Annotated in this window: 13 protein-coding genes; 9 read left to right on the plus strand and 4 right to left on the minus strand. The window is 60.0% G+C overall.

From position 1 onward, the window contains the following. Positions 1-243 precede the first annotated feature (243 nt). Genes VFE81_RS28770 through VFE81_RS28780 form a run of 3 tightly spaced genes read left to right on the plus strand, consistent with a single transcriptional unit; the run spans position 244 to position 3,136 of the window. The gene (locus VFE81_RS28770; protein ID WP_325047826.1) at positions 244-1,323 is read left to right on the plus strand and encodes an ABC transporter ATP-binding protein; all 1,080 of its coding nucleotides are present in this window, start codon (positions 244-246) and stop codon (positions 1,321-1,323) included. Beyond that, positions 1,320-2,207, plus strand: coding sequence for a sugar ABC transporter permease (locus VFE81_RS28775; protein ID WP_325047827.1), 888 nt, complete (start codon positions 1,320-1,322; stop codon positions 2,205-2,207). Before VFE81_RS28770 ends, VFE81_RS28775 begins: the two co-directional genes overlap by 4 nt. Beyond that, positions 2,207-3,136 (plus strand): ABC transporter permease, encoded by a 930-nt coding sequence (locus VFE81_RS28780; RefSeq protein ID WP_325047828.1) that lies wholly within the window; start codon positions 2,207-2,209, stop codon positions 3,134-3,136. Before VFE81_RS28775 ends, VFE81_RS28780 begins: the two co-directional genes overlap by 1 nt. Before the next feature lies 1 nt (position 3,137). On the opposite strand, the gene VFE81_RS28785 is transcribed toward VFE81_RS28780, so the two are convergent. Both VFE81_RS28785 and VFE81_RS28790 read right to left on the minus strand, forming a co-directional pair. After that, positions 3,138-3,743, minus strand: a complete 606-nt coding sequence (locus VFE81_RS28785) for a short chain dehydrogenase (RefSeq protein ID WP_325047829.1) — start codon at positions 3,741-3,743, stop codon at positions 3,138-3,140. A 205-nt stretch (positions 3,744-3,948) separates the two neighbouring features. Further along, positions 3,949-4,401, minus strand: coding sequence for a DUF3005 domain-containing protein (locus VFE81_RS28790; RefSeq protein ID WP_325047836.1), 453 nt, complete (start codon positions 4,399-4,401; stop codon positions 3,949-3,951). 333 nt (positions 4,402-4,734) lie between these two features. Here VFE81_RS28790 and VFE81_RS28795 point away from each other — a divergent pair, with 333 nt between their 5' ends. The 3 genes from VFE81_RS28795 (at position 4,735) to VFE81_RS28805 (ending at position 7,126) form a co-directional block, all read left to right on the plus strand. After that, positions 4,735-4,968 (plus strand): hypothetical protein, encoded by a 234-nt coding sequence (locus tag VFE81_RS28795; protein ID WP_154559118.1) that lies wholly within the window; start codon positions 4,735-4,737, stop codon positions 4,966-4,968. 117 nt (positions 4,969-5,085) lie between these two features. Continuing rightward, positions 5,086-6,012 (plus strand): serine O-acetyltransferase EpsC, encoded by a 927-nt coding sequence (epsC, locus tag VFE81_RS28800; RefSeq protein WP_325047830.1) that lies wholly within the window; start codon positions 5,086-5,088, stop codon positions 6,010-6,012. A 289-nt stretch (positions 6,013-6,301) separates the two neighbouring features. Beyond that, positions 6,302-7,126: an AraC family transcriptional regulator gene (locus VFE81_RS28805; RefSeq protein ID WP_325047831.1), complete on the plus strand. Its 825-nt coding sequence runs from the start codon at positions 6,302-6,304 to the stop codon at positions 7,124-7,126. 215 nt (positions 7,127-7,341) lie between these two features. On the opposite strand, the gene VFE81_RS28810 is transcribed toward VFE81_RS28805, so the two are convergent. Further along, on the minus strand, positions 7,342-7,719 hold the full coding sequence (locus VFE81_RS28810) for a hypothetical protein (RefSeq protein ID WP_325047832.1): 378 nt from the start codon (positions 7,717-7,719) through the stop codon (positions 7,342-7,344). Positions 7,720-7,815: 96 nt separating this feature from the next. Then, positions 7,816-8,292: a hypothetical protein gene (locus VFE81_RS28815; protein ID WP_325047833.1), complete on the minus strand. Its 477-nt coding sequence runs from the start codon at positions 8,290-8,292 to the stop codon at positions 7,816-7,818. Between the two features lie 245 nt (positions 8,293-8,537). On the opposite strand from VFE81_RS28815, the gene VFE81_RS29030 reads away from it, so the two are divergent. The 3 genes from VFE81_RS29030 to VFE81_RS28825 all read left to right on the plus strand — a co-directional run. Then, a complete protein-coding gene (locus tag VFE81_RS29030) occupies positions 8,538-8,816 on the plus strand; it encodes a helix-turn-helix domain-containing protein (RefSeq protein ID WP_414695680.1) in 279 nt (92 codons plus the stop codon). After that, complete coding sequence (locus VFE81_RS28820) at positions 8,782-9,390, plus strand: hypothetical protein (RefSeq protein WP_325047834.1); 609 nt, start codon at positions 8,782-8,784, stop codon at positions 9,388-9,390. The genes VFE81_RS29030 and VFE81_RS28820 overlap by 35 nt, the downstream gene beginning before the upstream one ends. A 44-nt stretch (positions 9,391-9,434) precedes the next feature. Continuing rightward, the coding region (locus VFE81_RS28825; RefSeq protein WP_325047835.1) for a transposase at positions 9,435-11,000 on the plus strand (1,566 nt) is incomplete at its 3' end.

Genomic DNA, 11,000 nt, shown 5'->3' on the forward strand with positions numbered 1-11,000 from the left:
TGCTGGCCGAGCGTCCGCATGCTTTGCCGCTGAATGCGACCGCGATGGTCGCGGCTTTCAAGAAGTGGGACAGCGACGTCGGCGCGCAGAAAACCAAGTAGCCGCTGAATGAATGCGTGGACTCGTTCGTTCGGTCCACCGGGATTCGCGTGTCGTGCACGCCGGAAACCGCCATGAAGCACGGCGCGCATCCGTCCTATTGGACTTTCGCGATTCATGTGTCACGCGTATCAGGAAACCGTCATGAAGCATCACTTTGAACAGCTGCGGCTCGATTCGGTGAGCCGCAGTTTCACGAATGCGGAAGGCCACGCGGTTGCGGCGCTGCAAGGGCTCGATCTGAATATCCAGCGTGGTGAGTTCATTGCGTTGCTCGGACCTTCGGGTTGTGGCAAATCGACGGCGCTTAATTGCATCGCCGGCTTGCAGCCTTTGAGCGGTGGCGGCATCTGGCTCGACGATAAACGCATCGACGTACTGCCGCCGGAAAAGCGCGGCTTCGGCATGGTGTTCCAGAACTACGCGCTGTTTCCGCATATGAGTGTGCTCGATAACGTCGGCTTCGGCTTGAAGATGCGTGGCGTCGGTAAGAGCGAGGCCATGCGCCGGGCGCGTGAGGCCTTGCAGCTCGTGCAACTGGTCGGTCATGAGCGCAAGCTGCCCGGACAGCTTTCCGGCGGTCAGCAGCAACGTGTCGCGATAGCACGGGCGATCGTGATCGAACCGCCGCTGATTCTGATGGACGAACCGCTGTCGAATCTCGATACGAAATTGCGCATCGAAATGCGCGCCGAAATTCGCCGCATCCATAGCCAGCTCGAACGCGCGACGCTCTACGTGACGCACGATCAGGACGAGGCGCTTTCCATGGCCGATCGCATCGTCGTGATGAAAGAAGGTGTGGTGCAGCAGGTCGGCACGCCGAAAGAGGTCTACACGCGGCCGCAGAATTTGCATGTCGCGCGGTTCATGGGCTATCGAAACGTAGCCGAATTCACGCTCGAAGGCACGCAGGGCGATGGGGTCGCGGTGAACGCGAACGGTGTGCGTCTGATCGGCACACCGATGGCCGGTTTCAACAGCAAACGCGTGAGCGTCGCGCTGCGCCCCGAGGATATGGAGCGCGCGGCACCTGGCACGGAAAACGCGTTCGACGCGCTAGTGACGACAGTCGAATACGGCGGCCACGATTCACTGCTCCGTGTGAAGACCGCGTTCGGTGACTTGTGGGCACGCATCGGGGGCGAATTCGAAGAGGGCGAGCGCATCAGCCTGCGCGTGCCGCCGTCACGCACGCTCGTCTATGACGCAGAGGCGGCATGAATACGCCCATGCTGTCGCCGCCACCCGTACCATTTGCGCCGCGTGACACCAAAGCGTGGCTGGTCGCGCCGGCGTTGATCTTCATTGTCGCGTTGTTCATCTATCCGTTTGCGTATGGTTTAGTGCTGTCGTTTCAGCCGATGAACGGCGGCGGCCTGTGGGCCAACTATCTGACGTTCTTCACCGACACGTCGATGTGGCCGACCATTCTCGTCACGCTCAAGCTCGCCGTGCCGGCGACGCTGATCAATGTGGGCGTGTCGGTTCCAGTGGCGTTCGCGCTGCGCCGCAATTCGCCCTATCAGAAACTCATCACGACGCTGCTGGTGATTCCCGTCACGCTCGGCACCGTGCTGATCGCCGACGGCATGCTCACGTACTTCGGACCAAACGGCTGGTTTCCACAGGCATTGCACGGCCTGCATCTTTACACCGGTGAAGTGCGTCTGACGCATAACTTCTGGGGCGTGTTGATCTCGTTGATCGTGTCGGGTTTTCCGTTTGCGTTTCTGCTGACGCTGTCCTATGTGACCGGCATCGATCCGACGCTTGCGAGCGCTGCCGCCACGCTCGGCGCGAGCCCGTGGCAGCAGTTTCGTCGCATCTATTTGCCGCTGTTGGTGCCAGGTCTGACGATGGCCGCGTGTTTATCTTTCGTGCAGGCGTTCTCGGTGTTTCCATCCGCGGTGCTGCTCGGTGCGCCCGCAGGCCCGACGCGCGTGATGTCGATCGCAGCGGCCGAAGCTGCGTTCGAAAGCTATGACTATTCGCTTGCTTCGGCGATCGCGATGGTGATGGGCTTCGTGCAACTGCTGGTGGTTGCCGCCATGTTGGGCGCGCGCCGCTTCTTCTACAGCGGTCCGGTGACAGGAGGCAAAGGCTGATGGCTAGCGATCGCCACGCCGCGCATCCTTCGTGGTCCGCGTCCGCATCGAACGAAAACAACGACGGCGCGCAGCAACCCAGCAAGCGCGTGAAGCAGCGCGCCAGCGTGCCGGGCCGGATCTGGCATGTGCTGGTGTGGGGTGCGATGGTGTTCTTCCTCGTCAACGTGGTGTTGCTGATTGCGACCGTCGCGGTGAATTCGGTGGCGACGCGCTGGTTCGGCACCTTATTGCCGCAAGGCTTTACGCTGCATTGGTATGCGCAGGCGTGGAGCGATTTCCAGTTGGCCAGTGTGTTGTGGGTCACCATCGAAGTGGTCGGCACGGTGGTGGTGTTGTCGGTCGTGCTCGGCGTGCCCGCGGCGTATGCGCTCGCCCGCGTGCAGTTTCGCGGCAAACGCATGGCGATGCTGATTTTCCTGTTGCCCTTGATGGTGCCACCCGTGACGTACGGCATTCCGATGGCGACCGTGATGTACAAGGTCGGCCTTGCCGGCACGCTCGGCGGCGTGATTCTTGCGAATCTCGTGCCGGCGCTGCCGTTCGTGATCCTGGTGATGACGCCGTTCATCGAGCAGATCGATCCCAATCTCGAAGCGGCGGCGCGCATTTTCGGCGCGAACACGTTTCGCTATTTCCGTTACGTGCTGCTGCCTTTGCTGGTGCCCGGCATGCTGGCGGCCGGACTGCTGGTGCTGGTGCGCACCATCGGCATGTTCGAGCTGACCTTCTTTACAGCGGGGCCCGCGACGCAAACGCTCGTGGTCGCCCTGTACTACGCTGTATTTTCGACCGGCGTGCGCGCACCGCAATCGATCGACGCGATGGCGATGATCTACATGGCGATCACGCTGATCTGGGTGCTGATCGCCTTGCAATTCGTGAGCCCGACGCAGATCGTGTCGCGCGTGAAGGAGCAGAAGCGCTGAGTTAATACCCCACGCGATACACACGGCCCGTTTGCGCGCCTTCCACGCTGCGCAGGTAGGCTTGCGCAGCACGTTCTGCGCTCACCGGCTCGAAGCCGCGGAAGTAGGGCCCAAAAGCCTCGAGCGCTTCGGTCAATACAGTCGGGCTCACCACGTTGATGCGAATGCCGCGCGGCAATTCGATCGCGGCGCCGCGCACGAAACCCTCCAGGGCCAGATTGACGGTGGTTGCATTCGCGCCTTCGCGAATCGGTTCGTCGCCAACAATGCCGCTCGTCAGCGTGAACGAGCCGCCGTCGTTCACGTATTGCTGGGCGCCCAGCACCACGTTGATCTGACCCATCAGTTTGTCGCGCAGACCGACCCAGAACTGCTCGACGCTCATCTCCTGCAGTGGGCCGAAATGCAGCTTGCCCGTGGTGGTGACGATGCCGTCGACCTTGCCGGTTTCGCTAAAAAGGCGCTCGATGCTGGCCGGGTCGGTGCTGTCGACACGATACTGGCCGCGCGTCGCGCCCACCTCGATGACTTCATGGCGTGCTTTCAAGGCCTTGCTCACGCCCTGGCCGACCGTTCCGGTTGCGCCTATCACGACGATCTTTTTCATCTGCTGCTCCGTTTGGTATTGGATGCGGTCGATTGTGCCGGCGTTCGGCGAGCGGAAAAAGCCTGTTCGGCTTGCAGGTCCTGCAACCCGGAGTTTCTAATCCGTGACGAAACGCGCGCCGTCATTCAAACGGCGCGAAATTTGAAATGGACTGATTATTCGGCTCGGCCGGCGTAATTCAAACGAATGCGCGAAGCGCGAATATTTATTTCGCCCGGTGTAATTCGATCACACGCGTGGGTCGCAAATGATTAAGGGCGTAGTGAATGCGGCCGCGTTCGCGGCGGCTGCGGATCGAGCGCGGGTCGTCGAACGGATCGTCTGCTGAATCGACGCCCTGTGGCGCGACCATGCCTTTGTCGATGACCGTGTAGCCCGGTTCGAGCGCCAGCAGCAGATGATTGCCGCCAACCCGGCTGTCGAAGCCGGCCATCCCGTCGAGTGCCTCCGGCACGCTGTTGCCGAGGCTCGCGTTGCTCGTCGTGATCTCGTCGGGCGAGATCGGGCTGTGACCGGCGATGCGGGCGGCCTCGAGATTTTTGCCGTCGGTGTCGACCGTGCTGTCGTGGGTGCGGTCGTTATGCAGTTCGGTCGTAATCGGGCCGGTGGTGCCCGGCTGCTTGCCAGCGTCTGCTGGCTTGTTGATATCGCTGTTCATCATGCATTCTCCGTTGAAGAGGACATGGTTGAAGTGCAGCAAAACCCGTTCCGGCTGGCACAACGTCTTCACGCGTGTGAGTTGTACCGCGCTTGCGTCGCAGTTGCCCTCGCAGTTATGCACAGTCACGTATGTGGGCATTTCATCTGGCGATCGCGTCCGGAATTTTTTCGTTTTTTTTAATGGACGCCCATTTTCTACAGAGTATGATCTTACTCCGACGAGCGAAGCGCGGTTAAATTGACGACATGCGTCCGGCTGTTTTTACATGGCCGACAACGAACAGACGCGCACTACTCAAAACATCTTACGGGCCGTCAGGGCGGGTGACACATGCACTTCGATGCTGCATTCACACATCGCGGCTACTTGCTGAATTGCGCGCCGGCGCGCGCGTGCGATGGCACTTGGCAACCTTATGTGGTTATCTCCCGCTCGAGCGACGGCGAACTGGTCGCCAACCGTTTTTTTCCCACTGACTTGCGTTTTCCTGACGAAGCCACGGCCATCGCGCACGCACGCGACTGGGCGGTGCGCTGGATCGATGCGAGCAGCGTGACCATCTGACGCGCATCCGCCATGCGCGGGCCGGCATACCGGGCCGCTGCGCGAGCCGCGGCAAAACGCGGTAATCTCTTGGAATAATCACTCTGAACCGTGCCTATCGCATGGCGTTGTCCTTTTATGCCTAACGTGCCTTCCCACAACTGGGGTCTCGAACAGATCGTCGCGGACTTGCGCGCGTCGCGTGAAGAGTTGCATCGTACGCGGCATCCGCTTGGCATTCGGGAGTTGCCGTCGCGCGAAGCGGTAATTAACATTGTCACCGGCTTACGCGCGGCGCTGTTTCCCACGCACTACGGCGCCCCCGATTTAACCGACGAAACGGTCGACTACTACGTTGGTCATACGCTTGAAAGCACGTTGCGACTGCTCGCCGAACAGATTCGCCGCGCCTTGCGATTTTTGCCCGAGTTCGGCGAAACGCCCGATGCGGATCTGAAGGAGCGTGCGTTCAACATCGCGCGCGAATTCGGCACGCAGTTGCCCGCGATTCGCGCGCTGCTGGTCAGCGATATCCAGGCCGCTTTCACAGGCGATCCGGCCGCGCAGCACATCACTGAAATTCTGCTGTGTTATCCGGGCGTGTGGGCGATGACGCACCATCGTCTTGCGCACGCGCTGCATCGCCTCGGCGTGCCCTTGCTCGCGCGCTTCATCAACGAGATCGCGCACTCGGCGACCGGCATCGACATTCACCCGGGCGCGACCATTGGCCCAAGCTTCTTTATCGACCATGGCACGGGCGTCGTGATTGGCGAGACCGCGATCATCGGCGAGCGCGTGCGCGTCTATCAGGCCGTGACGCTCGGCGCGAAGAGCTTCGCTGCGGACCTTGACGGCACGCTGGTCAAGGGTAACGCGCGCCATCCGATCGTTGAAGACGACGTCGTGATTTATGCCGGCGCGACGATTCTCGGCCGCGTGACCATCGGGCGCGGCTCGGTGATCGGCGGCAATGTGTGGCTTACGCATAGCGTGCCGCCGGGCAGCAGTGTCTCGCAAGGCAAGATCCGCGAGGGTGAGCGCACGGACGAGGGGCGTGGTTGATGAGCGGGCTGGCACGCGCGTCATCCAACGCTTTGCCGCGTAGATTGGCGCGTGGGGCGCTCTCGCGTTCTGCATACGCTTCGCTGCGCAATTCGGCGTGCAGACCGCGCCGCAGTTCTGCGCAGGGATCGCCGCGCAATTCGTGGAGCATTTCACCGTGCACCTCTCTTTCCGTTTTGCCACGCATACCGCCATGCAATTTGCTGCGCACGTTCGCTCGTGTTGTGCCGGGCACGTCGCCGCGTGTTGCGCCGTGCGGAACGCTCTTTAACTTCTGAGAGGCGAACCCATGTCGCGCGGCCGCGTCCACATGCCTCGTTGCGCGATTGCTGGCGTCGAAGCGACGGTGGCTGAAACAGCGCATTCGTTTCCGCGCCATTCGCATGATCGCTTCGGTGTGGGCGTGATCGTTGCAGGCGGGCATCGCTCGTCGAGTGGGCGTGGCGTGGTTGAAGCGCGGGCGAGCGACACGATCATGGTGAACCCAGGGGAAGTACACGACGGCAGCCCGCTCGACGAGCGCGGGCGTGCGTGGCGCATGTTGTATTTCGAGCCGTCGATGCTGACCGACGTCGCCATCGAGTTGAATGGTGTGACCGCACCTGAGATCGAACTGACGCGACCGGTGGTACATGATCCGTTGCTGAAGATGCTATTCGAGCGCCTGTTCGCAATATCGGTGGAAGCGCAAACCGTGCCGGACGATCTGGTGCGGGAGGAGACGATGCTCGAGTTGCTGGGGTATCTGATTCGAACTCACGCGACCACGCTCGCCTGTTCGCGGATGGATCGGTCATTGGGTCCAGTTGCGCGAGCGAGGGCCCGCATCGATGACGATCCTTCGTCACCGCTCACGCTAACCGATCTTGCGGCTGATACGGGCATGAGCCGGTTTCAGCTCCTGCGAGGCTTCGCACACGAGATGGGTTTACCGCCGCACGCATACAGGATGCAGCGCCGAGTGGCACTTGCGAGGCAGTTTATCGCGCATGGCGCGACGCTGGCAGACGCGGCTGCCGCAGCGGGGTTTGCCGACCAGAGCCATATGACCCGGGCATTCGTACGATTGCTGGGGATTACACCGGCCAACTACGCGTTTGCGACCCGACCATAACCCCGCAACACGAGTAAGAAGTCCCCGTCGGCGCGCGCAGCGCGACCGGAAGCATGACGACCTTATCGACCAGAAGTCGATGGCTGACACGAGTCCGGAGCAAAGTCACTAATCTTCCCGACGACCGTTCCGGCGAGCACGTAGTGCGAGTCGGGAAGTATGACTGCCTTGTCGCATACGCTGAATGTGCGAGAGCACGGATTCCAGATGCACCACTATGGGGTGGTGCTTAGATTGGCACTATGAATGTCAGACGGAAAAGCTGAAAAAAACGCGAAAAAACAAGCGGCTAGCGCCGCGCGCCGCCGCTTATCCACAGCTAGCGTTTTAGCGATTTGCAGTGCGGACTGGGCAGATTTCGCGCAATTTTTGACATAGCCTTTAAAAAAAACGGTCACTTTGCGAAACCCGAACGCGAATATTGGCGCGCTGCGCCGCGCGACGAAGAAGGGATCGTTCGCCGCCTCGCACGCTCTGATGTGCACGACCGGAACACCGTCCACCTTCCGCACTGCGCAGGACGCGCTGTCAGGTTGTTTTCTAACAAGAATCTCTTCAATCAATGCCGCCAAACGGCCCTCTACCACCTGCATTTTTTACTACCCCGTGGCTTTCGTTATAGGACCGTTTAGCTTACGAAGTCATTCGAAAAACGCAACCTTCGATTACAGGTAGTTTTGGCCTCGAAATCAGGCAACCGCCTTGAGCAGCTTGTCCATCTTGGCTTGGTCGAGACTGCCGTCCGTCTGGAAGTATCTAAATAGCAACGAAATCAGCGCCGCTTTCTTTTCGGCGTCTGGATGAGCGTTGTTTCGCTCCAGCCAGTTCTCCACACCTAGAACGACTTCCCGGATCAGCTCAGCATCATTCATTTGGCCCTGTGCTCGGGCTTCGGCGACATAGCTAGCTGCTGCTTTAAGCATCTCGCCAGACCCTGCTGTCGGATCATAGACATGATTCTTCAGTTGGACGACGGCTTCTGCGCCGTCTGCCATGCGGATGTACACATCTGGTACCTGATACAGGTTGCGCGGGCCACCTAGGCCCGTGCCTGGCTTAACAGGCCATTTCTCGCGTTCTGCACGGGTTGCAATAGCCACCTTGCTTGACGGCAATCCGGGCAACTTCAGCTTAGCGATCTCGCTTGCGGTTAGCCACTTTTCCACTTTCCAGTTCCTTCCGCTTAAGTGAGAAGTTTGGTTTCCACTTCTCGTCTCTCTTTCCATTCGCCGTAAGCCCCACCTGTAAAGGCTCTTGGCTTCCCCGGGTACTGACATCGGTCCGGGCTAAGTGGAAAGTTAACTTTTCGCTTTGACTTTCCACTTCTTTGCACTTAAGATCCCGTTAAACGTGACCTACGGGATTAACGCCCGAACAAAAAACCGGTTTGACCCGGTTAGTGAGGAACAGCATGCAGGCGTCTGACAAAGCCAATGGCTGGCACAAAGAAGACATCAAGGCGGAGATCCGGAAGCGAGGATCGACCATGAATGCCTTGGCTCGCGAGCGGGGCTTGCCGCCGTCAACGATCAGAAATGCGCTTGCCAGGCCTGTTGCCTCGGGCGAGATAGCGATCGCCGACTTTCTAGGCGTCCCTGCCCACCTTTTGTGGCCCGACCGGTGGACCTCAGAAGGCCGTCGAATCCGACCACGGTATGCAGCGAAGTATAGCGGCTCTGCTGCTGGCTAAGCAGTTAATCGGCAAGCGTAGTTTTCGCTTTCCACTTAAACATTCGGAAAACACCATGACAAAGAGAAAACCCGATCAAACGGTCCTGCCGGGGCAATTGCCCTTGGCATTCGACGTGTTCGCGATTGACACGCCGCATGGTCTCGTCGCAGCTGCAGGCGAAAACGAACTCGACGCCGGAATCCGCCAAGCCGTCAACGGGTTATTGGAGCGATGTGTAGCAAAGGGATTGAGTCGCGAGCGTGTGGCCGATCGACTCACCGAGAGCCTGGCGCGACCGGTAAGCAAGGCACATCTGGACCAATGGGTTGCACCAAGCCAAGCAGACCGGCGCATTCCGGTCGACGTCTGGATTGCGTTGATGAAAATCAGCGAAGACTTTGTACCACTTGAATGGATGGCAATGCACATGGGCCGTCGAGTTTTAACTGTCGACGAAGCCCTTTGTGCGGAGCTTGGCGCGATGGCCGTCATCGATCGGCATCTAAAAGCTCGCTCGCGCGCCATTGAAGGTCAGATGGACGAAAAGCTGCTCAGTCAGCTGATGAACCGGATCAAGCGAAACACCAAGTGAGCGGCCCTGTGAAAACGCACTTTAGCGCATCGGACCTTGAGACTATGCAGTTGCCAGAATTGCCCACGTCGCGCGTCGCCATTCGGGCACGGGCCGAGCGAGAAGCGTGGCCATTCATTGAAATCAAAGGTATCGGCGGAACCAAGCGCGTCTACGACGTGCCGGGGACTATTCGCGACGCAATCGTCGCGAAGGTCGCGGGTGAAGCGCTGAAGGACGTGTCGACGGAAGTGGTGTCGAATCCCACGGCTCGCATCGAAACACTCAACGATCGGCAACGGGTCGCCGTTGCGGCCCGAAAAGGCGTACTCGCAGCGCTCGATCGCTTGATGCGAGTCGGCAGTGTCTCTCGCGAAGCCGCCATGACAACTTTATTGACACAGGCCAAGCTGAGTCAGCTCGACGCACAGCTCGAAACAATGCTGCGGTCAGCTCGGGACGAACGTGGCCGTAAGGGGGACGGGTTCCCTAGCGTTCGTACGCTCAAGCGTTGGCTTGCTCAAGAAAAATTGGGTGACCTCGCGCCGAAGATCGTTCACGCGGACTATGACGTGCCCGCATGGGCAAAGGCGTTTCTCGGTTTCTATCAGTTGCCGCAAAAACCGTCGGTCGAGCTGGCGTTTCGTGAATTTGAGAAGGCCTATCGCATGCGTGATCACGCGTGGCCGTTTCCCACGATTCACCAGGTGCGCCGTTTCCTCGGCAAGCTCGGCAAGGTGTCGCGCGAAGTCGGCCGCATGGGGCCACGCGAGCTGAAGAACATCCGCCCGTTCGTTCGTCGCACGTTCGACCAATTGTTGCCCAACGACGTATGGAGCGCTGACGGTCACACGTTCGATGCTGAAGTGCAGCATCCGATGCACGGTCGTCCGTTCCGCCCTGAGATCACCACGATCATCGATATTGCGACACGCATGGCGGTCGGTTTCTCGGTCGGTCTTGCCGAGTCGAGCCTTGCAGTGCTGGAGGCCATCAGCCACGCGGCGATCAATCGCGGTGCGCCCGCCATCTTCTACGTCGACAACGGCTCCGGTTACGACAACCAGTTGCTGAAACGCGAAGGCACGGGCCTGAAGGGGCTGATTGGCTTCGAAGTATCGCATTCGCTGCCGTACAACTCGCAGGCCAAGGGCGTTATCGAGCGCTCGCACCAGACGATCTGGATTCAGGGCGCGAAGCTGCTGCCGAGTTTCATCGGTGCCTCCATGGACCGCGAAGCCAAGCTCACGCAGTTCAAGGTTACGCGTAAGGCGATCAAACAGGGTGGCGTGCTGCCGTTGATGAGCTGGGATGACTTCGTGCGCTTCTGCACCGAGCGGACCGACGAGTACAACAGCAAGCCGCACCGCTCGCTACCGCAGATCGCCGACCCGGTGACCGGCAAGCGCCGTCATATGTCGCCGCTCGAAGCCTACGAGTCGCATCGATCGTCCGGCTGGGAGCCGCTGCAGTTGTCCGCAGCCGAAGCACAGAACGTATTCCGCCCGCGTGTCGAGCGCACTGTCGCGCGCGGTGAGATCGCGCTATTCAACAACAAGTACTTCAGCGGGATGCTCGAAGAATTCCACGGCGAGCAGGTGCAAGTCGCATTCGATATCCACGACGCACAG

Source organism: Paraburkholderia sp., from assembly GCF_035656215.1.
Lineage (GTDB): Bacteria > Pseudomonadota > Gammaproteobacteria > Burkholderiales > Burkholderiaceae > Paraburkholderia.

What these genes read in the sequence shown, in the direction of transcription:
- VFE81_RS28770 (WP_325047826.1), top strand. Translation starts at nt 244, where the DNA reads ATGAAGCATCACTTTGAACAGCTGCGGCTCGATTCGGTGAGCCGCAGT.
- VFE81_RS28775 (WP_325047827.1), top strand. Translation starts at nt 1,320, where the DNA reads ATGAATACGCCCATGCTGTCGCCGCCACCCGTACCATTTGCGCCGCGT.
- VFE81_RS28780 (WP_325047828.1), top strand. Translation starts at nt 2,207, where the DNA reads ATGGCTAGCGATCGCCACGCCGCGCATCCTTCGTGGTCCGCGTCCGCA.
- VFE81_RS28785 (WP_325047829.1), bottom strand. Translation starts at nt 3,743, where the DNA reads ATGAAAAAGATCGTCGTGATAGGCGCAACCGGAACGGTCGGCCAGGGC.
- VFE81_RS28790 (WP_325047836.1), bottom strand. Translation starts at nt 4,401, where the DNA reads ATGAACAGCGATATCAACAAGCCAGCAGACGCTGGCAAGCAGCCGGGC.
- VFE81_RS28795 (WP_154559118.1), top strand. Translation starts at nt 4,735, where the DNA reads ATGCACTTCGATGCTGCATTCACACATCGCGGCTACTTGCTGAATTGC.
- epsC (WP_325047830.1), top strand. Translation starts at nt 5,086, where the DNA reads ATGCCTAACGTGCCTTCCCACAACTGGGGTCTCGAACAGATCGTCGCG.
- VFE81_RS28805 (WP_325047831.1), top strand. Translation starts at nt 6,302, where the DNA reads ATGTCGCGCGGCCGCGTCCACATGCCTCGTTGCGCGATTGCTGGCGTC.
- VFE81_RS28810 (WP_325047832.1), bottom strand. Translation starts at nt 7,719, where the DNA reads ATGCAGGTGGTAGAGGGCCGTTTGGCGGCATTGATTGAAGAGATTCTT.
- VFE81_RS29030 (WP_414695680.1), top strand. Translation starts at nt 8,538, where the DNA reads ATGCAGGCGTCTGACAAAGCCAATGGCTGGCACAAAGAAGACATCAAG.
- VFE81_RS28820 (WP_325047834.1), top strand. Translation starts at nt 8,782, where the DNA reads ATGCAGCGAAGTATAGCGGCTCTGCTGCTGGCTAAGCAGTTAATCGGC.